The following is a 23,208-nucleotide window of genomic DNA, read 5'->3' on the forward strand; positions in this document are numbered from 1 at the left end:
AAATTGGAAGCGCTGTCTATCGTTATCGACCGAAAGCTTTATTTTTTCAGAATTCCATCTTGATCAAGACGATATAAAAAGGCGAATAATTCGGCAATGACACCGTATAGTTCTTCCGGGATCTGTTCTGATACTTGAACTGCATCCAGTAACGTCATCAGCGTTTCGTCCTGCCGGATCGGAATATCGTGCTTTAATGCCTCTTCTAAAATCCGTTCCGCGATGTGTTCTGATCCCTTAGCGACGACTTTCGGCGCATGCATTTGTTCTTCGTATGATAGAGCAATCGCTTTTTTCATATATGGAGATCCACCCTTCCATTACGCGTCGAGATATCATGTGGTACACGTTCTTTCGTCTGTTCGACCCAATCGAATCGCGTCAACGCATAGCCCTGTTCCTCGAGTCGTGCTTGAATCTGAGGCGTATAGGCTTGCATGAACGTATTGACGTGTGCGTTTGGATGAAAGACGGAAATCGAAACGTTCCGGTCTACGATCAAGACATCAATTGCGACCTCACCAAGCGTCGGTAATTGTAAGTATAAGACGATACGGGCATGATTTGGATCAAACGTTCGTTCGAACGGTGCTTCCATCATGAGATCAACATCTTCGAAAGGTCCGAATTGAGGTAATTGAAATAAATATACTCCTTTTCCTACTTCATTTGTTGCTTGAACGAGTTGTTGCGCTAAAATTTGATCACTCGTCTTTCGATCAAGCGATCGACCTGCCTCGTCGCCCTTTGCCAATTGAACGAGTTCAGTAAGAGCGTGTTTTAACTGCTTCGCTTCTCCTTCCGTCACGGGTTGACCGATTTGCCTTAGTAGTTCCCGTGTTTCCGCAGTCGGTACCGTCTGGCGCTGTAAAAAGGAATCGAGTAACTGGGGTAATGCTGATTTTTGCGGGACAGACTCAGTCGAGATGATTTTTAAGACCGGTTGTCCTTCTGCTGAAACGACTTGAAAGCGATACATGCCCCCTTCTTTTAATTCAGCCGTCGTCCCTGCCGTCAAGACGCGTTGACCGACCTGTAGTTCCATTAATCCGTCCGGCAACAGTTTTAAGACTTTGCCGACGATGTTTGCGCCTTCCCGTAACGGTAAGTTCGCATGATCGATGATTTTAAATGGTAGTAAGGCACGATGTTCGATGTGCATGCTCGATCCCTCCTAGAGACGTTCTTTGACAGGACGGAATGTTTTTCGGTGAATCGGTGTGACGCCCAGTGTATCAAGCGCTTGTAAATGCGTCGCAGTCCCGTAACCTGCGTGTGTTTCAAATCCGTATCCCGGATACTCGATCGCGTATTGTTCCATCATCGCATCTCGTGTCTCTTTTGCGACGACGCTCGCTGCTGCGATGGAGACACTTCTCGCATCTCCTTTGATGAGAGAGAGTTGTGGTGTATCGTCGTCGAGTGTCATCGCATCAACCAGCAAGGCATCAGGTTTGAGTTGACGAACCGCGACTTGCATTGCCCGTTTCGATGCTTGATAGATGTTGATCTCGTCAATTTCAGCTGGTTCGATGATGCCGACCGCAATCTCTGCAACGTCTTGTAGGTGTTTAAATGCCGCTTGTCGTTGTATTTTACTCATTTGTTTTGAATCCGTTAGGCCTGGATGATAGAATCCTTCTGGTAAGATGACAGCTGCCGCGACGACTGGACCAGCAAGCGGTCCCCGTCCCACTTCATCCACTCCGGCAATCCGTCTATATCCTTGCTGATGATACTGTTCTTCGAACGTGAACCGCTCCTTGAAATCGATCCGTTGTTGCTCTTCGAGGGCAAATCGTCGTTCTGTCTGACGAAACAGTGTATGCACCCCTTTTCGCGCGTCCGATGCGAGTTCCTGCTTCAATTGTGAAAACTCCTCGATCGTGATGTTGTGTAGACGTTCCTTTAATTCCGTAATCTTCATCTGTTTCGCTCCTTTGAAAAAAACTTGGACATCGAAGGATGTCCAAGTCCGTTATGCATGCGTTTCCCATTCTTCCACTGTTTCGAGCGTCACACGCCCTAGCTTTTCCGTCCGTAGTTCATGCAGAAGCATTTCACTCGTCCGTTCGAAATCGACGTAGCCACCTGAAACGAATCCGCGCTTTTTACCGATGGCTTCGAGTACATCAACCGCTTCTCCTGATACTTCGTCGAGACGATAACGCTCACGTAACTGCTCTGGATAACGCGTCTTTAGCTCACGAAGGGCAAACAGCGCGATATCGTCGATGTTTAAGATATCATCCTTGATCGCTCCTGTCGCTGCCAACCGATACCCGACGACTTGATCGTCGAACTTCGGCCAGAGGATACCTGGTGTATCGAGTAATTCCATCTCACCTGTCTTCATCTTGATCCATTGCTGGCGTTTCGTCACACCTGGGCGGTCACCCGTGATCGCGATGTTCCGACCGGCGAGTCGATTGATGAGTGTCGACTTCCCGACGTTTGGAATGCCGATGATCAAGGCACGAATCGCACTCGGATTCCGCCCTTTCTCCCGCATTCGTGCATGTTTTTCTTTCATTAGTCGCAAAGCACCTTCATGAATTTGATTCAATCCTTTATTGTGCTTCGCGTCGACCGCGACGACATCAACACCATCTGCCCGTAATGCGTGCATCCACTGTTCTGTCACTCGTTTGTCCGCCATATCCGCTTTGTTGAGGACGATCAATCGTGGCTTACCTGCCGTGATTTGTTCGACCATCGGGTTACGGCTCGACATTGGAAGACGTGCATCGACAAGTTCGATCACGACATCGATCAACTTTAATTTTTCTGTAACTTCCCGCCGTGCTTTGGCCATGTGACCGGGGAACCATTGAATCGTCATATCCTTCACCTCGTTCATATATTCCTGGACTTCTTGCTGATCATACGATACTTGAAAAAACATCCACTCTCTAGTATACGCAACTTAAGACAAGAAAAGAAGATGAGGTACTTACTTTTCACGGTAAGCGTCTCATCTTCTTTCGTTTTAATCGACAGAGCGTACATCATTGAATGGATAGAATACGAAGTTCGTCGTTCCGACGATTTGATCCTCATCCACAAAACCGATATCACGACTATCTTTTGAATTTTGACGATTATCTCCCATGACGAATACCTTCCCTTTTGGAACAGTCGTTTTTCCTGTCCGTTCCTCAAGTGTAAAGTCCTCCGTCAATGGAACACCATTCATCTGAGCTTTGTACTCTTTTAAATACGGTTCAGCTACTTTCTTATCGTTGACGTACAACGTATCGTCTTTATAATACATCGTATCTCCCGGAACAGCGATTACTCGTTTGATATAGTCGCGTGTTTCCGTTGCATGAAAGACGACGATATCGCCTCTTTCTGGTTCATTAAAATAATACGGAATCTTATTGACGATCATCCGATCCGCATTGTGTAAGGTCGGCATCATCGATTCCCCATCGACGATGACGGGTACGAACAGGAACGTTCGAATGATGAACGCGATGACAAGCGCTACGACGAGCGCTTTTACCCAACTGAATAACTCCTTCACGAATTCCACTCCCTTGATTAACGCAATTTCTTCCTATGGACTAGTATACGCATAAACAACAAAAAAAAGAAGCTTGTCCGGAGACAAGCCACTTTTTCACATGATTAACGACGAATTTCTTTAATACGCGCCGCTTTACCACGAAGGTTACGGAGGTAGTAAAGTTTCGCACGACGGACTTTACCGTAGCGAACAACTTCGATTTGTGCAACACGTGGTGAGTGGAGCGGGAAAGCACGCTCAACGCCAACTCCGTAAGAAATTTTACGGACTGTGAATGTTTCACTGATGCCGCCACCGTGACGTTTGATGACTACGCCTTCGAAGAGCTGAATACGCTCACGCGTACCCTCGACGACTTTAACGTGTACACGGACTGTATCCCCAGGACGGAACGCAGGGACGTCTGACTTGATTTGTTCTTGTGTAAGTTCACGGAACAATTGTTGTGTGTTCATGAATGATTTCTCCTTTTTTCACCAATGTTCTTATCTTCATTTGCTTTCAGCATCCGACAGCGGAACATCGTTAATGGGTGGCTTTTGCCACATGTTTTAACTTATCATAGATTCAATCGTTTGACAATCCTGAAATCGATTCTAAATAAAGACGATCATCCTCGGTTAATGGAGCATCAGTCAACAGATCCGGACGACGCTCAAATGTGCGTTTTAATGACTGTTCCCGTCGCCATTTTGCAATCCGCGCATGATTGCCTGATAACAAGACGTCTGGTACCTGGTATCCTGCATATTCAGCAGGACGTGTATAGTGTGGATATTCAAGAAGTCCCGTCGAAAAGGAATCATCTTCATGACTCGCAGATGCACCGAGCACGTCTGGCAAGAGACGGACGACAGCGTCAATCATTGTCATCGCAGCCAGTTCCCCTCCCGTCAAGACGAAGTCCCCAAGCGAGACCTCATCCGTTACAAGATGATCATGAATCCGCTGATCAAATCCTTCGTAATGACCACATAGGAAGACCAGTTCTTCTTCTTGTGCCCACTCTTCTGCCATCCGTTGCGAAAAACGTTTACCGGTCGGTGTCATGACGATGATTCGTCGTTTTCCTTCCGGCAGACTCGCCATCGCGTCGAAGACGGGTTGAGGGGTCAACAGCATGCCTGCTCCCCCACCATACGGATAATCATCGACTTTACCATGACGATTCGTCGAGAAGTCTCGAAAATTGATTGTTTCAAGACTGACACGTTCATCATCTTGCGCTCGTTTGACGATTGAATGATCGAGCGCTGAAAACATTTCCGGAAACAGCGTCAACACTCGGATGTTCATTCTTCAATCAATCCTGGAAGCGGTGTGATCTGGATACGTTTTTGCTCGACATCGACGGAAGCAACGACTTGCTCGATATACGGGATCAGGACATCCTTTTTCCCATCGCGTTTGATCGTCCAGACGTCGTTTGCGCCTGTTTCAAGAATGTCGGATATGACTCCGATTTTCGTTTCACCGTCATAAACCGTACAACCGATGATCTCATGATAGTAAAATTCATGCTCGTCTAAGTCTTGTAAATCTTCTGCGTGGACATAGAGTTTCAATCCTTTATACTTCTCGACGTCATTGATATGGTGCATCCCTTTGAACGTCACCATGATGAATTGTTTGTGTTTTCGGTAACCACTGATCGTCACCGGTGTATACGTACCTTCAGAGCCAATGAAGACTTCCTTTCCGACTTTAAAGCGTTCTTCCGGGAAGTCCGTGCTCGCGAGTAACTTTAATTCACCTTTTAGACCATGTGTATTGGCGATTTTCGCAATTTCCAACCATTCCATTCATTTCACTTCCTTTCTTGAATTAAAAAAAGGAGGTAAGCTTTTGCTCACCTCCTAACGTCTTACTTCGCGAGTTTCGCGTTGTGGAATTTCTCCATGATACCAGCTTGTGAGAAGAGGTTACGAACTGTGTCCGAAGGTTTAGCACCTTCAGAGAGCCATTTAAGAGCTAGCTCTTCGTTGATTTTAACTTCTGCTTCTGGTTTAGCAACTGGATTGTAGTATCCGATTTGCTCGATGAAACGACCATCACGTGGTGCACGTGAGTCTGCTACTACCACACGGTAGAAAGGTGATTTTTTTGCGCCCATGCGCTTAAGACGAATTTTAACTGCCATTCGTAAGTCCCTCCAAATAATAGATGATTTTTTCGTTTAGTCAAATTGACAACTTCATTAGTATACAACGTTACAGCAAAAGAGAAAAGACTTTTAAAAGAATGGAAGGCCAAAGCCTTTCTTTTTCCCTTTGCCCATCTGTCCGGAAAATTGTTTCATCATTTTCCGCATGTCTTCGAACTGTTTAATGAGACGGTTGACTTCTTGAATACTGCGTCCGCTACCACGGGCAATCCGCTTCCGACGACTCGCATTCAAGATTTCAGGTTCAGTCCGCTCTCGTTTCGTCATCGATTGGATAATCGCTTCGACATACACGAGTTGCTTCTCATCGATTTGGGCGTTTTTCAACCCCTTCATCTTCCCTTTACCTGCCCCAGGGATCATTCCCAACAGTTCGTCGAGTGGACCCATCTGTTTCACTTGCTGCAACTGCTCGATGAAATCATCGAATGTAAACGATGCATCGCGCATTTTGCTTTCTAACTCTTTGGCACGCGTAGCGTCCATTTGTGACTCTGCTTTTTCAATCAGTGTCAGCATGTCTCCCATGCCTAGAATCCGAGACGCCATCCGCTCGGGATAGAATGGTTCGATGGCATCGAGCTTCTCTCCAAGACCGACGAACTTAATCGGTGCTCCGGTGACTGCCTTGATGGAGAGTGCTGCACCACCTCGCGTATCTCCGTCGAGCTTCGTCAGAACAACCCCCGTCACGCCAAGCTTCTCGTTGAAGCTTTCTGCGACATTGACGGCGTCCTGACCCGTCATCGAATCGACGACAAGGAAGATTTCATGCGGTTTGGCGATCTCTTTAACATCAACGAGTTCCTGCATTAGTTCCTCATCGACGTGCAGACGACCTGCCGTATCGATCAACACGATATCGTGATGATGCTCTTTTGCATAATCGAGTGCACCGGTAACGATTTCTTGCGGACTGACCTGATCTCCCATTGAGAAGACCGGCAACTCCAATTGTTTCCCGAGTGTCTCTAATTGTTTGATTGCTGCCGGACGATAAATATCCGCCGCAACAAGCAAAGGACTACGATTATGTTTTTTACGTAAATGATTGGCAAGCTTACCCGTTGTCGTTGTTTTACCTGCCCCTTGCAGACCTGTCATCATGATGACGGTCGGAGGACGGTTCGCAAGCGTCAATGGTGACACTTCCGCACCCATCAGATTCGTCAGTTCATCATGGACGATCTTGACGACTTGTTGCCCTGGCGTCAAAGATGTCATGACGTCCTGTCCGACGGCACGTTCCTTTACATCATTTACGAATTGTTTGACGACCTTGAAGTTGACGTCGGCTTCAAGTAGCGCTAAGCGAACTTCGCGCATCATCTCTTTGACGTCTGCTTCAGAAATCTTACCTTTACCTCGCATTTTAGCGAGACTGGCTTGAAGCCGTTCCGATAATCCTTCGAATGCCATTAAGAATGCCTCCTACTCTAATTGCTCCAATGTCTCAATGATCACTAGGGCTTCACCCGGAAGGTCGCATTGCTTCAGCTGATCGAGTAACTGCTTTCGCCGTTCGTGTTTCTTGAACAGGGATAGTCGTTCTTCATACTGCTCGAGCATGGCTTCCGTGCGTTTTATGTTGTCGTAGACTGCTTGTCGGCTGACTTCAAACTCATCGGCGATCTCACCTAAGGAAAAGTCATCTAAGTAATAGAGTGACATGTAATTCCGTTGTTTTGGTGTCAAAAGCTCCTGATAAAAGTCAATCAGATAGTTCATCCGGTTCGTTTTATCAAGTGTCATTCGAGCACCTCCGCAATGTTAAGTGAAATTCCTTTACAGATAGTATAGTACAGCCCTCACAGTGTGTTGTCAAGTTTTTTTCTTTACATGAAACGTCGCTTATTCTGCGCTTTCTTCCGTGTCAACGTTTTCTTTTTCTTCAAAGACATCACCGAACAATCCATAAACGAATTGTTCTGCATCAAACGGTTGTAAATCATCGATTTTTTCACCAAGACCAACGAACTTGACCGGGAGGTTCAATTCGTTCTTGATCGCAAGGACGATTCCACCTTTTGCTGTTCCATCAAGCTTCGTCAAGACGATCCCGCTGACGTTCGTCGCTTGTTTGAAGGCTTTCGCCTGCACCATCGCGTTTTGTCCTGTCGTCGCGTCAAGCGCCAGCAATACTTCATGAGGAGCGCCTGGAATTTCACGTTCGATGACACGCTTGACCTTTTCAAGTTCGTTCATCAGGTTGACCTTGTTTTGAAGGCGTCCTGCCGTATCGCAAATCAGGACATCGACCTTACGTGCTTTAGCTGCTTGGACAGCGTCGTAAACAACAGCGGCCGGATCCGATCCTTCTCCTTGACGGATGACCGGTACACCGGAGCGTTCGCCCCAGACTTGCAGTTGATCGATTGCACCCGCACGGAACGTATCACCCGCTGCTAACATGACGCTCTTGCCTTCTTGTTTCAAGCGATTCGCAAGTTTCCCGATCGTCGTCGTCTTCCCGACCCCGTTGACACCGACGAAGAGAATGACGTTCAGCTCGTGATCGAGATCAAGTGCTGTCTCTTCCTCTTCAACTAACATCTTCGCAACGACTTCAACGAGGACATCACGTACTTCTTTTGGATCCTTGACGTTACGTCGTTTAACTTCTGTCTTTAACTCTTCGACCAAATCCATTGTCGTCGTCACGCCGACGTCGGCTTGAATCAATACTTCCTCTAATTCTTCGAAGAAATCCTCATCGACTTCGCGGAAACGATAGACGAGATCATTGACGGCACTTGCTAGTCCATCGCGTGTCTTCGTCAGTCCTTGTGTGAATTTCGTCGTGACTTCTTGCGTCGAAGTCGTCAAGCGCTCTTTCAGTTTTTTAAAGAAACTCATTGTTTAATCTCCTTTGGTTCTTCACTTAATGTACGTCGTGCCTCTTCTAGTTTAACGGATAACACTTCAGATATCCCGTTTTGCTGCATCGTGACGCCGTACAAGACGTCTGCCGCCTCCATCGTCCCTTTCCGATGAGTGATGATGACGAACTGTGTCTCGCGCGCTAGCTGATGGACGAATTCGCCGAATCGCGCAACGTTCGCTTCATCAAGTGCCGCCTCGACTTCATCGAGGACACAGAATGGGACAGGACGGGTCTTTAGAATCGCAAACAAGAGAGCGATCGCCGTCAAGGCACGCTCTCCACCTGACAAGAGCGACAAATTTTGTAGCTTTTTACCTGGCGGTTTCGCGACGATATCGATTCCGCTCGTCAGTAGATCAGTCGGATCGACGAGTACAAGGTCGGCTTCTCCACCCCCGAACAACTCCCGGAACGTTTCTCGGAAATGCTCACGGACGGCATCATACGTTTGTCGGAACAATCGAATGACTTCACGGTCCATCTCTTCAATGACACCATAGAGATCCGTTTTAGCGGCGACGAGATCGTCTCGTTGCGCCGATAGGAACGTAAACCGTTCATCGACTTCCGCGAATTCTTCGATTGCACCGATATTGACGATGCCGATTTCTTCGAGTTGTCGCTTGAGCAGATGAATTTCCTCTTTCGCCTCTTCATACGATTGATCGAGCGGAGCGATCAACTCGAGCAGTAATCCCATCTCTTCGAGCATTTCTTGTCTTGTCTCAAGGCGTGTACTCGTTTTCCCTTGTGAGAGTCGTAGTTGTTCAAGTGCCTGTTTCGTCGTATGTTGATCGTCCTTCGTCTTCGCTTCGCGAATTCGAATTAAGCGCAAGGATTCTGCCTGCACTTGAATCCGTTGCCCGATCGCGACAATTTCGGTCTCGACCCGTTGTTGTTCCTGTTCCTGTTCGCGCTGCTCGCCGTGCAAGGCATCGATTTTCGCTTCATCGAATCCTTCAAGGACATGACGCAAGTCACGGCGTTTATGACCACGTTCAAGCTTCGCGTGACTGACCTGTTCCGTCAGACGCTCGATCTCTTGCGTGAGTTGCGCTTGTTTCATTTGAATCGTCCGCTCTTCAAGAACTGCTTCTGCTTGTTCCTTCTTCAGTTCGTCCATCGTGACGGCACCACGGGCTTGAGCATCCTTGAGACGATCAAGTGCTTGTCTGAGCTCTGTTTGACGTTCCGTCCATTTCGCGATCTCGACTTCTGACATTTCGATGATACGGCGTGCTTCCTGTTCTTGTTCGAGCACACGTGCCATCTGCCGATCTTCAACCGATAATTCGGACGTCATGACGGCGAGGTGACGCTTCGCATCTGCTAACGTATCCCGCGATTGCTCGAGTTGTCCTTGTAATTCTTGAATCGTTTCTGTCCGCGTCCGAGCAGTAGCATCAAGCGTCTGAATCGCCGCTCTTAGATCTTCCAAGCGGCGCATCTGTTCCCGAATGACCGCTTGTCCTCGCGTCAGTCCCTCTTTTAACTCGTCGAGCTCGCGCGATTGACTGAACAATGGTGTGCCTTTTTTCCGACTTCCGCCGGTCATCGTTCCACCGACGTTGACGACATCTCCTTCGAGCGTGACGAGACGATAGCGATGTCCTGTCGAACGGGCAATTTGGTTCGCTTGTTCAAGTGATTCGACGACGAGTGTCGTACCGAGTAAGTTCATCTTTAATTTCGTCAGCGTCTCGTCTGTCGTCACAAGATCACTTGCGATCCCGACGAATCCAGACATCCCCCCGACTTGTTCTCGCACCGAACGGTTGACTTCACGTGTTTGGAGTGAGGCGAGCGGCATGAACGTCGCTCGACCGGCATTTAAGCGTCGCAGTTCCTGGATTAGACGACGTCCTGTCGCATCGGTATCAACAACGATATTTTGCATTGCCCCACCAAGCGCCGTCTCGATTGCCGCTTCAAATCGCGCAGGGACCGAAATCAACTCCGCGACCGCTCCGTGAATACCTGGGTACTGATCTCGTTGTTTTAATATCGTCTTAACGGCACCGAAATAACCGCTATAGTCGGCTTTGACGGATTCAAGAAATTCAATCCGATCTTCCGTCTTATGACGACGTCGCTCTAAATCCGCAACGGACTGTTCGACTTGGCGTAACGCATGTTGTTGTTCGTCTCGCGCCGCGAGTGCCGTTGCCTCTTCCTCAATCGCTTGATCTAATTCTGTCCGGATCGAAGCAACGTCCGCTTCTAGTCGAGCGACGTCTTCCTCGAGTTGACGACGGGTCGATTGTTTCGTACCGCTGTCCGCCGTAAAAGAACGTTGTTGTTCTTCTGCCTGCATGAGATCTTGCTTCGCCCGATTATAAGCATTATTCGTCGCAGCTAATCGGCTCGCCACTTCAAAGGCTTCCGAACGTAATGCTTCGGCTTCCTTATCAAAATCACGATCGGTTTGTGTCAGCGCTTGATCAGCTCGTTCTCGCTCAGCCGTAATCCGTTTTGCTTCCTGATCGACTTCTGCTTGACGCTCCTGTAAAGCGGTTAGTTCGAGTTCCAGTCCCTTGACGCGTTCTTCGACGATCACGACCTCTTGTTCGAGTCGCTCTTTCGTCTCGGTACCGTGTTTTTCACGTTCTTTTGCTAGGTTAAGGGCACCTTGGATCTCAACAAGTCGCGTCGAGACATGTCGAAGTTGCTCCTGCAACGCGTTTTCTTGTTGTCGTTCTTCTTCAAGCGTCGCTTCTTGTTTCTCCCGGGACACGACGGTCTCTTCGTGAGTCGTCTTTTGAGATGCAAGACGTTCTTCACATTGTGCGATATCACGCGCCAGTGTTTCGAGCTCCGTCTGATACGTCGTGATTTCATGCGCCAAGATGCCACGTTCCAGTACATCATGCCGTTCTCGAGCGACGAGATACTCTTTCGCGAGCGCCGCTTGTTCACGTAACGGCTCGATTCGTCCACCAAGTTCATATAAAATATCATCGACACGTGATAGATTCGCTTCCGTATCATTTAATTTCCGTTCGGCTTGCTTTTTGCGATGACGATACTTCAAGACGCCTGCTGCTTCTTCGATGACAGCACGACGTTCTTCCGGTTTTCCGGAAATGACTTGTTCAACTCGCCCTTGTCCGATGATCGCAAAGGCGTCACGCGACAAGCCTGTGTCCATGAACAAATCAAGGACATCCTTCAGGCGACATGGTTTTTTATTTAAAAAATAATCGCTATCGCCATTGCGGCTGACACGCCGCGTGACACTGATCTCCTGATACGGTAACGCGACCGTTCCCGACTCGTTGTCTAAGACGAGCGTCACTTCGGCAAATTGTTTCCGGTGTTCAGACAGACTGCCGGCAAAAATAACATCTTCCATCTTCGCTCCACGTAGTGACTTCGCAGATTGTTCTCCGAGTACCCAACGGACAGCATCCGATATATTTGATTTTCCACTTCCGTTCGGTCCGACGACTGCCGTGACACCCGGAAGGAATTCTAGTTCAGTTCGACTGGCAAATGATTTGAAGCCATTAATTTCAATTCGTTTTAAGTACATCTTGATCACCCGTATGTTTAAATTTCTTTTGAATTTCTTTCAGTTTACCATAGCCGAAACGCTAGCAACATGATAGGTTTTAAGGTAGTATCATGCGAAACGAGAAGAAGAGGAGCGAATAACACGATGACGATTGAACAAATGATTGAAGCGATCTTAGATAAATTGAATATCATCAACAAAGGGGTCATTAAAGCAGAACAGTTCGATGGCTCAAAAAATGAGGACTTAAAAGAGATTTATGAGTTCGTCATGATGCGAGACTCGTTATCACTCGCAGAGGTCGACGCGATCGTCGACGAACTGAAATCCCTCAAGACCGTCTAATCAAGCGAGCCTCAGACGATAAAGGCCGATCATCTCTCACGCGTTTGAGAGATGGTCGGCCTTTTGTTGCTTAAAACTGTTTCTTTAATTCAAGTAAGGCTTGTTTTGCCGCCTGTTGTTCTGCCTCTTTTTTCGAACGACCCGTTCCAATCCCTTCGAGCTCATCCGCGACTTGAACACGCGAGATAAATTCCCGACTATGCGCTGGACCGCGCTCCTCGATGATTTCATACTCGATGACACCTAAACCGACACGTTGAATCGCTTCCTGTAATTGACTCTTGAAATCCGTCTGTTCTTCGAAGAAGCCCGTCGCCACTTTCGGAAAAACCGCTTCGGCGAGGAATCGTTCGGCTGCTTCGATGCCTTGGTCAAGATACAAGGCGCCAATAAAGGATTCGAAGACATCCGCAAGTAAGGCTGGACGATTCCGACCACCGGTCAGTTCTTCCCCCTTACCTAACAGAATCATATCGGAAAACTGATAGTGATTCGCAAATTGGACGAGTGACGGTTCACAGACGATCGCCGCTCGCAATTTCGTTAATTCCCCCTCGGAACGTTCCGGGTAGTGTTCGAATAGATAGCGTGACACCGTCAACTCTAAGACAGCGTCCCCTAAAAATTCTAGGCGTTCGTTATCCCCTTCCGACTCGCGTTGTTCATTGACGAACGAAGAGTGCGTGAAGGCTTGTTTCAATAGTTCAACATTAGAAAACGTGATATTCAGACGCTCTTGTAACGCTTCGAATTTTTGCTCGATCTGAGCGAGCGTCCGAGCATCCTTGCGTCGTTTTACATAGGGTCCTTTTCGGACACGACGTCCTTTGTGATTCGTCATAGTTCCTCCTAAACAGCTAAAGCCCACCGCAAATTGCGGTGGGTCAGCTTCAATGATCAGACTTGTGTTTCGATGTAGTTGACGACATCGCCGACAGTCTTCAAGTTTTCTGCTTGCTCATCTTCGATCGTGATTTCGAACTTGTCTTCTAAGTCCATGACGAGTTCCATGACTTCAAGAGAGTCAGCTCCGAGGTCGTCTTTGAACGACTTATCAAGTGTGATTTCACTTTGTTCTTTACCTAATTTTTCTGCGATTGCTTCTTGTACGTCTACTAAGATTTGTTCTTTTGTCATTTTAAAATCCCTCCATGAGTTGAGTATATAAGATGATTACCGATTTGGCAAAGTACTTCCGTTAGTTCTGTTACATCGTCATGCCGCCATCGACGGCTAGAGTTTGACCTGTGATGTATCGTGCTTCATCTGAAGCGATGAAACTGACGAGTGAAGCGATATCGTCGGTTTGACCGAAGCGTTTCAACGGAATTTGCCCGAGTGACAGGTTCCGCTGTTCTTCTGTCAATTCATCCGTCATGTCCGTCTCGATGAAGCCTGGACAGATGGCATTGACTGTGACGCCTTTACTAGCGAGTTCACGTGCGACGGATTTCGTCAGCCCGATCAGACCCGCTTTCGCTGCGACATAGTTCGCTTGCCCTGGATTTCCAGAAATACCGACGACTGATGCGATATTGATGATACGACCGCTTGTCTTTAACAACGGACGTGTCGCGGCTTGTGTGACGAGGAATGCCCCTTTCAGGTTCGTATCGACGACGGCATCAAAGTCTGCTTCCTTCATACGCATCAGTAAACCATCGCGCGTGATGCCAGCATTATTGACGACACAATCCAGTTGACCGAACGCATCAATCGTTTGTTTGATCATCTGTTTGACAGCATCCGCTTCAGCGACATTCGCTTGAATCGCGAGTGCTTCACCGCCTGCCTCCTTGATTTCACGGACGACAGCTTCCGCCTTGTCCGTGCTTCCTGCATAGTTGACGACGACACGGAAACCATCTTTTGCCAATCGCTTTGCGATGGCCGCTCCGATACCGCGTGACGCGCCAGTGACGAGTGCTACTTTACTCAACGAATTCCCTCCGCTTCCAATTGCTCAAGTGTCGTGATGCTGATGATTTTCGCATCTTTTTTGATTCGTTTCACGAGACCGCTAAGTGGAGATGACGGACCGAACTCGATGAACGTATCCGCACCCTCTTCGATGAGACGCTCGACGCATGATTCGAACCGGACCGGCGAATAGAGTTGCTGAACGAGCAAACGAATCAATTCGTCTGGTTGATCGTGAAATGCACTGTCGACGTTCGAGATGAATTTCGTCTTCGCGGCTTTAAACGGTGACGAGACGAGAATATCTTCGAATCGTGGTGCGAAAGGTGTCATGAGCGACGAATGGAACGCACCCGAGACATCAAGTGGTAAGACTCGTTTTGCTCCGAGCTCTTTTAACTTCGCTGTAGCGGATTCGACCGCTGCGATTTGTCCAGAGATGACGAATTGCCCAGGACAGTTGTAGTTGGCGATTTGAACGATTTCTCCCGTTGCCGCAATTGATTCAACCGCGTGATGGGCTGCCTCGACATCATTCATGCCAATGACTGCTGCCATCGTTCCACCCGTGACTTGATTCATGAGTTTTCCGCGTTCGCGGACGAGATAGACGGCTTCAGACGGTGTGATGACAGAAGCTGCGACGAGCGCGCTATATTCTCCAACACTGTGTCCGAGTACGAAATCAGGTGTATGTCCTTGTGCTGCGTACTGCTGTGCGAGTAATGCACTGTGTGCGACGATGGCTGGTTGAGCGATATCCGTCGCTTTCAATTCATCCTTCGTCCCTGTCGTCATCAGCGTCGTCAGATCCAGACCAATTCGCGTTCCGAGGTCAGCGAGTGCTTGGCGTGTCTCGTCTTGCGTGATGAGCGTCTGTCCCATTCCAGGCGTCTGTGACCCTTGTCCCGGAAACATCCAAACTGTTTTCCCCATCTCGTCTCACTCCTTCTTAACGTGCTTCAGTTGCTTTCGCCTGAACGATTTTGGCAACGACTTCTTGTTCGACCATCTTTTCCGCTTGAACGAGCGCTCTGCTGAATGCATAGGCATTACTTGATCCATGCGCCTTGATGACCGGAGCCGCAATACCGAATAGTCCGGCACCGCCATATTCTTCATAGGCGAGCAACTGCTTCATTTTTTTCAACTTCGGTTTCAGTACGAGAGCGGCGAGCTTTGATGTCCACGAGCTCATGAATTGTTCTTTCATGACACCCATGATCATACTGGCTGCCCCTTCAGTACTCTTAAGTAACGTATTGCCGGCAAAACCTTCCGTGACGATGACATCGACGTCACCGCTCATCGCTTCTCTCGCCTCGACGTTCCCAACGAAATGAATCGGTGCTGTCTCAAGTAGCGGATACGTTTCCTTCGTCAATGCATTTCCTTTACCGGCTTCTGATCCGATATTCAGGAGCCCGACTTTAGGACGTGTGATACCGCGAACTTGTTCTGCGTAGACAGACCCCATGATGGCATAATCGAGCAAATGCTCTGCCTTCGCATCCGGGTTGGCGCCGACATCTAAGATGACGACACCCTTCCCATTACGTGTCGGGAAAGTCGGGGCCAGTGCAGGACGGTCAACTCCTTCGATCCGACCGATGACGAACAATCCGGCAGTCATGAGCGCTCCCGTGTTGCCTGCTGAAATCAAGGCATCTGCTTCTCCTGATTTCACCAGGTTTGCAGCCACAACGAGTGAGCTATCTTTCTTGCGGCGAATGGCACGTACCGGTTCATCTTCTCCGGTGATGACGGATGCTGCGTGGACGATCGTCACGCGCGGATCCTCGATTGTGTATGAGCGTAACTTCAACTCATCTCCGACTAGTCGGATATCGATGTTGTCGTTTGGACGTTCTGCCAGATAGGCAACGACCCCTTCTACGATGGCACGGGGTGCATGGTCGCCCCCCATGGCGTCAACTGCTAAAATCATTTCGATTCCTCCTTACTACTTCGATACACTGTGAATTCGCCGATAAAGACACATTCTTCACCGACATAACTCTCTACCGTGATGTCAGAACGTCCATCTTGGCGATGGGAACTGACGAATGCCTTCGCAACGACGCGTTCTCCGACGTGGACGGAGCGTGTGAACTGAACGTTCGCACGGGTCGTTAACGCGAGTTCATCATCGATGAGCGCAATCGCAAGCGAGTTTGCCTGTGCGAACAAGATATGTCCGCGGGCGATTGCATTTCGACTAAACGCATGTTCCGGCAAAACCTCAAGGATCGAGATGGCAGATGTATCGAGTTTCAGGTCAATCATATCACCAATGACTTCATTTTCAGTCAACGTACGCACATCATCCAGCCGTTCAGTCGCGACATGTTTAATTCGCTCCCGTAATTCCGGAATCTTTAATTCCATCCGGTCCAGACGAATCGTCTGGATACTGACATGGAATCGTGTCGCCAGCGCTTCATCCGTGATGAACGGATTTTGCTCGATCGTCTGTAATAATTCTTGTTGTCTCTCTTTTTTAGGTACCCGCATGTACGTTCCTCCCACAAGAAGGATGACTACTATTATTACCTGGTACTAACAGTAGTATATATCCCTTGTTGTTCACTTTCAAGTATTATTCGATTCTTTCTCCCTCAAGAAGCCCTTGCCGTTCGATATATTCACGTAAGACATCGTATTCCGGCGCTTGCCAAAAGGCGTCCGATCGCAGTAATCGGACTGCATCTTGCCGCGCCGTTTCCATGACTTGAATATCAAGTGCCGGATCGGTCAAGACGAATCTCGGTAATCCACTTTGTTCGGTACCGAAGAAATTTCCGGCTCCACGCAGTTTTAAATCCTTTTCCGCTAGCTTGAAGCCATCGTTCGTCTCCGTCATTGTCTTGATCCGTTCTTTTCCCGTATCGGAAGAGGGATCGGCGATTAGAATACAGTAAGACTGGGCATCGCCTCGACCGACGCGCCCTCTTAATTGGTGTAACTGCGCAAGACCAAAGCGTTCTGCATCATGAATGACAATGATCGACGCGTTCGGAACGTTCACGCCGACCTCGACGACCGTCGTTGAAACAAGGATTTGAACAGTATTCTCCTTAAAAGCCTGCATGACCTCGTCTTTTTCTGAAGAAGTCAAGCGCCCATGCATCAAACCGACATGATAGGGCTTGAACCGCTCGGTCAATGTCGCATGTAATTCGATCGCATTTTGAACTTCGAGTGATTCGGATTCCTCGATCAATGGCGTGATGACGTAGGCTTGTCGACCTTGCGACAATTCTTTCTCGACGAACCCGAAAACACGTTCCATCTGTTGCGGTTTCGCCCAGTAGGTCTCGATTTCCTTTCGTCCCGCCGGCATCTCATCGATGATCGAAACATCCATATCTCCAAAGACCGATATCGCAAGCGTACGCGGAATCGGTGTCGCTGTCATATATAATACATCTGCCTGTTCAGCTTTCGCGCGCAACCGCTTCCGTTGTTCGACACCGAAGCGATGTTGTTCATCGGTGATGACGAGGTGTAATGCCTTGAACTGGACAGTGTCTTGAATCAGCGCATGTGTTCCGACCAAGACGTCGATCTCTCCTGTTGCGAGGGCTTCGAGCAAGTGTGCACGCGCTTTCCCTTTAACGGAACTCGTCAGTAGACCGACTCGGATCCCAAGTGGTTCAAGCAATGGGGCGAGCGACGCTGCATGCTGTTCCGCTAAAATTTCGGTCGGCACCATCAAGGCGCCCTGTTTTCCGGCACGAACCGTCGCGAACAAGGCGATGGCAGCGATGACGGTCTTCCCGCTTCCGACATCCCCTTGCAGCAACCGATTCATTCGTTCGCCGCGACCGATGTCGTCTAGAATCTCTTTTGTCACACGTTGCTGTGCACCTGTCAGCGGAAACGGCAGGCTCTTGATGAAATTGGCAATATCCGTTTCATGAAGGGGAAGAGCAATCCCTCGACCTTTCCGTCGTCCAAGACGTAACGCTTGTAATTTCAGCTGGAAATAGAGGCACTCCTCGTAGACATAACTGCGACGAGCAGCCGTTAACTCTTGTCGATTCGTTGGGAAATGAAGCGACTTCAACATCGTCATCCGGTCTTGCAACCGATACGTCTTCCGGATGCTATCCGGGATTCGTTCAGCTAATGCCTCAGTCTCCTTGAACGCCAAGTCGACGACGCGTCGGAATGTCTTCATCCGCATGTCACCCCGGAGCGAGTAAACGGGTGTCAATTCGCCTTCGATTGCCCCGAATTGCAATTCCGTCGCAGAGATCGTCATCCGGTGTAAATCCCACTTGCCACTGACCGTCACTTCTGCTCCGAGTTGCAATTGGTCTTTGTAGAATGCCCGGTTGAACATCGTTACGGTCACACTATACCGTTCTTCAACGAGCAGACGGAACGTTAAACGATTTTTTCCTTTGCCGTAATAGCGCACAAGTGGTTCAGACTGGACTTGACCCGTGAACTTGACTTTATCCTCATGGATTGCTTCCGTTAGACTTCCCGTCACGAAGTCGTCATAACGAAACGGGACGTGCTCGAGCACGTCCGCAACGGTGAGAATATTCATCTCTTCTAGTTTTTTCGCTAAATCCCGTCCGACCCCTTTTAATGTCTTGACGTCACGTGATGGATTCATTCGATAACTCTCCGAAGATTTTCGCTTCGAGCCAGCGACCCGTCGGCGTATTCGCGAGTCCACCTTTTGCTGTCTCGCGAAGCGCAGATGGCATCATCTGACCAATCTCATGCATGGCTGAGATGACTTCATCACACGGAATCCGTGACGTGATTCCAGCGAGTGCCATGTCGGCAGCGACAACAGCATTCGCCCCGCCCATCGCATTGCGTTTCACGCATGGCACTTCGACGAGTCCTGCAACAGGATCACAGACGAGTCCAAGCATGTTCTTCAGCGCGATCGCAAAAGCATGCGCTGACTGATCCGGTGTTCCGCCCGCCATCTCAACGATGGCAGCAGCTGCCATCGCTGTTGCTGAACCGACTTCTGCTTGACAGCCACCAGCCGCTCCGGAAATCGATGCATTGTTCGCGACGACGAAACCAAACGCACCGGATGTGAACAAGAAGCGTAACATCTGCTCACGCGTCGGGTTTAACCGATCTTTGCCAGCAAATAGTGTACCTGGTACGACGCCGGCACTCCCTGCCGTTGGTGTCGCACAAATTTTTCCCATCGCAGCATTGACTTCATTCGTTCCGATTGCCTTACTAACGGCGTCCAGTAATAAATCACCGGATAATCCTTTACCCGAAGCACGGTACCGTTGAAGCAAGACAGCATCCCCACCGGTCAGTCCTGTTACCGACTGGACACCGTCACCATCAAGTGAACGAGCGACTGCTTCTTCCATCACTTGTAGGTTTCGTTCCATCATCGCATAGACTTCATCTCGCTCTAAATGACGAACCGTCATCTCTTGCTCGATCATGACTTCCGAAATCGGAATATTTCGTTCCGTCGCGATGGCGACGAGTTCTTTTACGGATTTAAACATGTCTTCACTCTCCCATCATGACGGCACGCTCGACTTGAGGTAACCGATCGATTTCTTCCAACACTTCTGCCGTTATCCGGTCATCAATCTCAATTGCCATAAGTGCTTGTTTTCCTTTTTCATGCCGTGATACTTCCATATGCCCGATGTTGATTTCGTAATCAGCCAAAATGCTCGTCACAGCTGCAATTGCTCCGAACCTGTCATGATGTAAGACGACGAGTGCCGGTCCCCCACCGGACAAACGAAGCGGTACGCCATTTAATTCCGTGATTTCAATCGTTCCCCCACCAATTGAAATACCGACCAGTTCAAACTCTTCTNNCTTCTACCCCATTCGTCAAGTGAACACGTGCCGTATTCGGATGATCCGTCAACGCTTCACTCGTCTCGAAATGAATCTTAATCCCTTTTGACTTCGCGATGTCGATCGATTGCGGAATCCGGTCGTCAAACGTGTCGTATCCGAGAACACCGCCGATGATGGCGACATCCGTTCCATGTCCGCGATACGTATCCGCGAATGAACCGTAAAACGTGATGTGGATGACAGCAGGCGTTTCCCCGAATAATTTACCCGCCATCAATCCAATCCTTGCAGCCCCTGCTGTATGCGAGCTCGATGGACCAACCATGACTGGTCCGATGATGTCAAAGACGCTACGATATTTCATTTCTTTTCCCCTCTCTATGAAACAAACGAAATCCCACCTCTATTATCGCAGATGGTGGGATTCGTGAAAAGGCTAGTCGCCCTTTTTCAGTATGATGGTTTTATTCGACGCTTAAAATGTACGAATAAAGTGGTTGTTTGCCGTCGTGGACTTCCACTTCAGCATCCGGATTGACCGATTCGATGTACGCGACGAGTGCGTCAACTTCTTCTGTTGAGACGCCTTCACCATAAAGAACCGTGATGATTTCGTCGTCCTCAGTGACGAGTGTATCGACGAGTTTCTTGACTGCACCAAGACTTGAAGCGTCCGTAGCGACGATTTGTTTTTCAGCAATCGCCATATGGTCATCCTTCTTGATTTCTACACCATCGATGTTCGTATCACGTACGGCATATGTGACTTGTCCCGACTTAACGGCTGCAATCGCATCTGCCATGTGCGCTTCGTTCTCTTCGACAGTCGCTTCCGGATTATAGACGATTGTTGCTGCTAAACCTTGTGGAACTGTTTTTGATTTCACGACCGTCACACCACAATTCGCAACAGATGCTGCTTGTTCAGCGGCCATGATGATGTTTGAGTTGTTTGGATAGACATAAACGTGTTCGGCGTGTGCATCCTCGATCGCCTTAACGATATCTTCCGTCGACGGGTTCATCGTTTGTCCGCCTTCGATGACGACACTGACACCGAGTGATTTAAAGAGTTCGCTGATTCCTTCACCCATTGCGACTGTCACGAGGGCTGCTTTCGCTTTTGCCTTCGGTGCAGCGACTGGAGTGACTTGGTTCGCACCTTCTTCTTCAAGGATCGTCGAGTGTTGTTGACGCATGTTTTCAATCTTAACAGCGACGAGTTCACCGAAACGTTGTCCTTTTGTGATGACTTCTCCTGGTGTTTCAACGTGGACGTGAACTTTAAGGAGTTCTTCATCCGCTACGACGAGCAAAGAATCACCAAATTCCGCTAATTCGTTACGGAAGTCTTCTTCGCTGAATGGTGCATTCGCAAGCTTGTCATCTTGGAAACGAACCATGATTTCCGTACAGTAACCGTAATGGATTTCTTCTGTCGACATGAAGCTTTGAGCCGTTTTATGATGCTCTGCTTCGACGAGTGCTTCCATGACAGGTGTATGCGGTTTGTCGAGTTCTTTTCCTTCGAGTGTTGCGAGGAATCCTTCATAGATACAGACGAGACCTTGACCACCAGAGTCAACGACACCGACTTCTTTTAATACCGGAAGAAGTTCTGGTGTTCCGTCGAGCGATACTTTCGAAGCTTCGACGAGTTGACGCATCAACTCTAAGAAATCCGTCGTCGTCTCAGATTGTGCGATAGCAGCGACAGCTGTTTCACGGGCAACCGTCAAGATTGTTCCTTCAACCGGTTTCATGACTGCTTTGTATGCTGTATCGACACCTTTTTGTAACGCATCTGCGAATTCCTTCGTATCAATCGTTGTTTTGCCTTCGATTGATTTCGAGAATCCACGGAACAATTGACTTAAGATGACGCCAGAGTTTCCGCGCGCCCCCATCAATAATCCACGTGCGAAGACGTTCGCGACTTCCGATACAGAATCCGAAGTTGATTTACCTGCTTCTTTTGCTCCTGAAGTCATCGTCAAATTCATGTTCGTTCCCGTATCACCATCTGGCACAGGGAAGACGTTCAATGAATCGACGAAATCTGCATTTTGATAGAGATTCGCCGCGCCATTTTGAATCATCTTGACTAACTGCGCTCCTGTTAAACGATCTACACTCACTAAAGTTTCCTCCTCTATTCCCGCCTTAGACATTCGTCAAGCGGACTCCTTGGACAAAGATGTTCACAGATGTCACGTCAAGACCTAGTGCCTGACTGAGCGTGTATTTCACGCGACTCTGTACGTTGTTCGCCACCTCTGAGATTTTCGTTCCATAGCTTACGATGATATGCATATCGATATGGACCTGCTCTGAAGCCTGTCGAACGATGACACCGCGTGCAAAGTTCTCACGTTTTAAGAGTTCAGCAAGACCATCCTTGATTTGAGACTGGGATGCCATACCAACGACACCAAAACATTCCATTGCTGCGCCGCCCGCAAGTTGCGCGACGACATCATTATCTACATCAATCTTTCCATAGGTCGTTTTCATCTCGATCGCCACCTGAGTAGCCCCCTTTGAATATTGTATTCTTCTCATAATTCTACTATAAGGACCTACTATTGAAAAGTCGCCGTACTGACTATACAATGAATAAGTGAAAAATAGTAGCGGTCAAACGAACTTTTACCATCATCCTCATCCATTATTTTAAATTTCGAGGTTGTCTGTCAAGTTTTTTTCTTGTCAGCTACTTTTTTTATGTTGCAACCGCCCTGACACCATGCTAAGATAGCAAAGTGTCTATTAGGACGAACGCAAAACAACATAAAAGGAGGCGGAACGCATGGCACGTAAATGCTACGTTACTGGGAAATCGCCAAAGTCGGGTAACAACCGTTCACACGCATTGAACAAAACAAAACGTACTTGGGGAGTCAACGTACAAAAAGTACGTATCCTCGTCGACGGTAAGCCAAAAAAGGTTTGGGTTTCAGCTCGAGCTCTTAAATCAGGTAAAGTCGAACGCGTATAAGGCGCAACCACCGGATGGGAATCTTCCCTTC

General features: G+C 48.5%; 25 protein-coding genes and 1 pseudogene. 2 read left to right on the forward strand and 24 right to left on the reverse strand.

Going from position 1 to position 23,208, the window contains the following annotated elements; translation table 11 throughout:
• Positions 1–38: 38 nt before the first annotated feature.
• From B4F99_RS14690 to smc, 13 genes are all read right to left on the reverse strand, one after another.
• The gene (locus tag B4F99_RS14690) at positions 39–299 is read right to left on the reverse strand and encodes an EscU/YscU/HrcU family type III secretion system export apparatus switch protein (protein ID WP_035406955.1); all 261 of its coding nucleotides are present in this window, start codon (positions 297–299) and stop codon (positions 39–41) included.
• On the reverse strand, positions 296–1,162 hold the full coding sequence (locus B4F99_RS14695) for a flagellar hook-length control protein FliK (RefSeq protein WP_290759268.1): 867 nt from the start codon (positions 1,160–1,162) through the stop codon (positions 296–298). The genes B4F99_RS14690 and B4F99_RS14695 overlap by 4 nt, the downstream gene beginning before the upstream one ends.
• A gap of 12 nt (positions 1,163–1,174) precedes the next feature.
• Entirely contained in the window at positions 1,175–1,927 is a 753-nt protein-coding gene (locus tag B4F99_RS14700; protein WP_290759270.1) for a ribonuclease HII, read from the reverse strand.
• Positions 1,928–1,978: 51 nt separating this feature from the next.
• Positions 1,979–2,842, reverse strand: coding sequence for a ribosome biogenesis GTPase YlqF (gene ylqF, locus B4F99_RS14705; protein WP_035409511.1), 864 nt, complete (start codon positions 2,840–2,842; stop codon positions 1,979–1,981).
• A 147-nt stretch (positions 2,843–2,989) separates the two neighbouring features.
• On the reverse strand, positions 2,990–3,529 hold the full coding sequence (gene lepB, locus B4F99_RS14710) for a signal peptidase I (RefSeq protein WP_035406947.1): 540 nt from the start codon (positions 3,527–3,529) through the stop codon (positions 2,990–2,992).
• Between the two features lie 104 nt (positions 3,530–3,633).
• The gene (rplS, locus tag B4F99_RS14715) at positions 3,634–3,987 is read right to left on the reverse strand and encodes a 50S ribosomal protein L19 (protein WP_023468738.1); all 354 of its coding nucleotides are present in this window, start codon (positions 3,985–3,987) and stop codon (positions 3,634–3,636) included.
• Positions 3,988–4,099: 112 nt separating this feature from the next.
• Positions 4,100–4,828 carry a tRNA (guanosine(37)-N1)-methyltransferase TrmD gene (trmD, locus tag B4F99_RS14720; protein ID WP_290759273.1) on the reverse strand — a complete coding sequence of 243 codons (729 nt, stop codon included), beginning with the start codon at positions 4,826–4,828 and terminating at the stop codon, positions 4,100–4,102.
• Positions 4,825–5,334, reverse strand: a complete 510-nt coding sequence (gene rimM, locus B4F99_RS14725; RefSeq protein ID WP_290759276.1) for a ribosome maturation factor RimM — start codon at positions 5,332–5,334, stop codon at positions 4,825–4,827. The genes trmD and rimM overlap by 4 nt, the downstream gene beginning before the upstream one ends.
• Positions 5,335–5,396: 62 nt before the next feature.
• The gene (rpsP, locus tag B4F99_RS14730; RefSeq protein WP_023468741.1) at positions 5,397–5,672 is read right to left on the reverse strand and encodes a 30S ribosomal protein S16; all 276 of its coding nucleotides are present in this window, start codon (positions 5,670–5,672) and stop codon (positions 5,397–5,399) included.
• 93 nt (positions 5,673–5,765) lie between these two features.
• Positions 5,766–7,115: a signal recognition particle protein gene (gene ffh / locus B4F99_RS14735; RefSeq protein ID WP_023468742.1), complete on the reverse strand. Its 1,350-nt coding sequence runs from the start codon at positions 7,113–7,115 to the stop codon at positions 5,766–5,768.
• A gap of 12 nt (positions 7,116–7,127) precedes the next feature.
• A complete protein-coding gene (locus B4F99_RS14740; protein ID WP_023468743.1) occupies positions 7,128–7,448 on the reverse strand; it encodes a putative DNA-binding protein in 321 nt (106 codons plus the stop codon).
• A 99-nt stretch (positions 7,449–7,547) separates the two neighbouring features.
• Positions 7,548–8,552: a signal recognition particle-docking protein FtsY gene (gene ftsY / locus B4F99_RS14745; protein ID WP_290759280.1), complete on the reverse strand. Its 1,005-nt coding sequence runs from the start codon at positions 8,550–8,552 to the stop codon at positions 7,548–7,550.
• Entirely contained in the window at positions 8,549–12,112 is a 3,564-nt protein-coding gene (gene smc, locus B4F99_RS14750; protein WP_290759283.1) for a chromosome segregation protein SMC, read from the reverse strand. Before smc ends, ftsY begins: the two co-directional genes overlap by 4 nt.
• 126 nt (positions 12,113–12,238) lie before the next feature.
• Between smc and B4F99_RS14755 the strand changes: the two genes are divergently transcribed.
• Positions 12,239–12,439 (forward strand): DUF1128 family protein, encoded by a 201-nt coding sequence (locus B4F99_RS14755; RefSeq protein WP_023468746.1) that lies wholly within the window; start codon positions 12,239–12,241, stop codon positions 12,437–12,439.
• A gap of 70 nt (positions 12,440–12,509) precedes the next feature.
• On the opposite strand, the gene rnc is transcribed toward B4F99_RS14755, so the two are convergent.
• The 11 genes and pseudogenes from rnc to B4F99_RS14810 all read right to left on the reverse strand — a co-directional run bounded on the left by rnc (position 12,510) and on the right by B4F99_RS14810 (position 22,705).
• Positions 12,510–13,280 carry a ribonuclease III gene (gene rnc / locus B4F99_RS14760; RefSeq protein ID WP_290759286.1) on the reverse strand — a complete coding sequence of 257 codons (771 nt, stop codon included), beginning with the start codon at positions 13,278–13,280 and terminating at the stop codon, positions 12,510–12,512.
• A gap of 56 nt (positions 13,281–13,336) precedes the next feature.
• Positions 13,337–13,576: an acyl carrier protein gene (acpP, locus tag B4F99_RS14765; RefSeq protein ID WP_029342095.1), complete on the reverse strand. Its 240-nt coding sequence runs from the start codon at positions 13,574–13,576 to the stop codon at positions 13,337–13,339.
• 70 nt (positions 13,577–13,646) lie between these two features.
• On the reverse strand, positions 13,647–14,378 hold the full coding sequence (gene fabG, locus B4F99_RS14770; RefSeq protein ID WP_290759289.1) for a 3-oxoacyl-[acyl-carrier-protein] reductase: 732 nt from the start codon (positions 14,376–14,378) through the stop codon (positions 13,647–13,649).
• Positions 14,375–15,295, reverse strand: a complete 921-nt coding sequence (gene fabD / locus B4F99_RS14775; protein ID WP_290759292.1) for an ACP S-malonyltransferase — start codon at positions 15,293–15,295, stop codon at positions 14,375–14,377. The genes fabG and fabD overlap by 4 nt, the downstream gene beginning before the upstream one ends.
• A 16-nt stretch (positions 15,296–15,311) precedes the next feature.
• On the reverse strand, positions 15,312–16,307 hold the full coding sequence (gene plsX / locus B4F99_RS14780; protein WP_035406922.1) for a phosphate acyltransferase PlsX: 996 nt from the start codon (positions 16,305–16,307) through the stop codon (positions 15,312–15,314).
• Positions 16,304–16,873, reverse strand: a complete 570-nt coding sequence (gene fapR, locus B4F99_RS14785; protein ID WP_214854554.1) for a transcription factor FapR — start codon at positions 16,871–16,873, stop codon at positions 16,304–16,306. Before fapR ends, plsX begins: the two co-directional genes overlap by 4 nt.
• An 85-nt stretch (positions 16,874–16,958) precedes the next feature.
• On the reverse strand, positions 16,959–18,989 hold the full coding sequence (recG, locus tag B4F99_RS14790; protein WP_290759297.1) for an ATP-dependent DNA helicase RecG: 2,031 nt from the start codon (positions 18,987–18,989) through the stop codon (positions 16,959–16,961).
• Positions 18,973–19,869, reverse strand: a complete 897-nt coding sequence (sdaAA, locus tag B4F99_RS14795; RefSeq protein WP_290759300.1) for an L-serine ammonia-lyase, iron-sulfur-dependent, subunit alpha — start codon at positions 19,867–19,869, stop codon at positions 18,973–18,975. Before sdaAA ends, recG begins: the two co-directional genes overlap by 17 nt.
• Positions 19,870–19,873: 4 nt before the next feature.
• Positions 19,874–20,543 (reverse strand): annotated as a pseudogene (gene sdaAB, locus B4F99_RS14800) (L-serine ammonia-lyase, iron-sulfur-dependent subunit beta).
• Between the two features lie 100 nt (positions 20,544–20,643).
• Complete coding sequence (locus tag B4F99_RS14805) at positions 20,644–22,317, reverse strand: DAK2 domain-containing protein (protein WP_396209314.1); 1,674 nt, start codon at positions 22,315–22,317, stop codon at positions 20,644–20,646.
• 25 nt (positions 22,318–22,342) lie between these two features.
• Positions 22,343–22,705 carry an Asp23/Gls24 family envelope stress response protein gene (locus B4F99_RS14810; RefSeq protein WP_023468757.1) on the reverse strand — a complete coding sequence of 121 codons (363 nt, stop codon included), beginning with the start codon at positions 22,703–22,705 and terminating at the stop codon, positions 22,343–22,345.
• Between the two features lie 283 nt (positions 22,706–22,988).
• On the opposite strand from B4F99_RS14810, the gene rpmB reads away from it, so the two are divergent.
• On the forward strand, positions 22,989–23,177 hold the full coding sequence (rpmB, locus tag B4F99_RS14815) for a 50S ribosomal protein L28 (protein ID WP_023468758.1): 189 nt from the start codon (positions 22,989–22,991) through the stop codon (positions 23,175–23,177).
• The last annotated feature ends 31 nt before the right edge of the window (positions 23,178–23,208 follow it).

It is taken from the genome of Exiguobacterium sp. UBA3491, from assembly GCF_002377745.1.
In the GTDB taxonomy this organism is placed as follows: Bacteria; Bacillota; Bacilli; order Exiguobacteriales; family Exiguobacteriaceae; genus Exiguobacterium_A.

Excerpts from the sequence above, each read along its gene's own strand:
- ylqF (WP_035409511.1), bottom strand. The coding sequence starts at position 2,842 with ATGACGATTCAATGGTTCCCCGGTCACATGGCCAAAGCACGGCGGGAA.
- smc (WP_290759283.1), bottom strand. The coding sequence starts at position 12,112 with ATGTACTTAAAACGAATTGAAATTAATGGCTTCAAATCATTTGCCAGT.
- B4F99_RS14755 (WP_023468746.1), top strand. The coding sequence starts at position 12,239 with ATGACGATTGAACAAATGATTGAAGCGATCTTAGATAAATTGAATATC.
- fapR (WP_214854554.1), bottom strand. The coding sequence starts at position 16,873 with ATGCGGGTACCTAAAAAAGAGAGACAACAAGAATTATTACAGACGATC.
- rpsP (WP_023468741.1), bottom strand. The coding sequence starts at position 5,672 with ATGGCAGTTAAAATTCGTCTTAAGCGCATGGGCGCAAAAAAATCACCT.
- ftsY (WP_290759280.1), bottom strand. The coding sequence starts at position 8,552 with ATGAGTTTCTTTAAAAAACTGAAAGAGCGCTTGACGACTTCGACGCAA.
- B4F99_RS14740 (WP_023468743.1), bottom strand. The coding sequence starts at position 7,448 with ATGACACTTGATAAAACGAACCGGATGAACTATCTGATTGACTTTTAT.
- recG (WP_290759297.1), bottom strand. The coding sequence starts at position 18,989 with ATGAATCCATCACGTGACGTCAAGACATTAAAAGGGGTCGGACGGGAT.
- acpP (WP_029342095.1), bottom strand. The coding sequence starts at position 13,576 with ATGACAAAAGAACAAATCTTAGTAGACGTACAAGAAGCAATCGCAGAA.
- sdaAA (WP_290759300.1), bottom strand. The coding sequence starts at position 19,869 with ATGTTTAAATCCGTAAAAGAACTCGTCGCCATCGCGACGGAACGAAAT.
- B4F99_RS14695 (WP_290759268.1), bottom strand. The coding sequence starts at position 1,162 with ATGCACATCGAACATCGTGCCTTACTACCATTTAAAATCATCGATCAT.
- B4F99_RS14700 (WP_290759270.1), bottom strand. The coding sequence starts at position 1,927 with ATGAAGATTACGGAATTAAAGGAACGTCTACACAACATCACGATCGAG.
- ffh (WP_023468742.1), bottom strand. The coding sequence starts at position 7,115 with ATGGCATTCGAAGGATTATCGGAACGGCTTCAAGCCAGTCTCGCTAAA.
- plsX (WP_035406922.1), bottom strand. The coding sequence starts at position 16,307 with ATGATTTTAGCAGTTGACGCCATGGGGGGCGACCATGCACCCCGTGCC.
- rplS (WP_023468738.1), bottom strand. The coding sequence starts at position 3,987 with ATGAACACACAACAATTGTTCCGTGAACTTACACAAGAACAAATCAAG.
- rpmB (WP_023468758.1), top strand. The coding sequence starts at position 22,989 with ATGGCACGTAAATGCTACGTTACTGGGAAATCGCCAAAGTCGGGTAAC.
- trmD (WP_290759273.1), bottom strand. The coding sequence starts at position 4,828 with ATGAACATCCGAGTGTTGACGCTGTTTCCGGAAATGTTTTCAGCGCTC.
- B4F99_RS14690 (WP_035406955.1), bottom strand. The coding sequence starts at position 299 with ATGAAAAAAGCGATTGCTCTATCATACGAAGAACAAATGCATGCGCCG.
- fabD (WP_290759292.1), bottom strand. The coding sequence starts at position 15,295 with ATGGGGAAAACAGTTTGGATGTTTCCGGGACAAGGGTCACAGACGCCT.
- rnc (WP_290759286.1), bottom strand. The coding sequence starts at position 13,280 with ATGACGAATCACAAAGGACGTCGTGTCCGAAAAGGACCCTATGTAAAA.
- rimM (WP_290759276.1), bottom strand. The coding sequence starts at position 5,334 with ATGGAATGGTTGGAAATTGCGAAAATCGCCAATACACATGGTCTAAAA.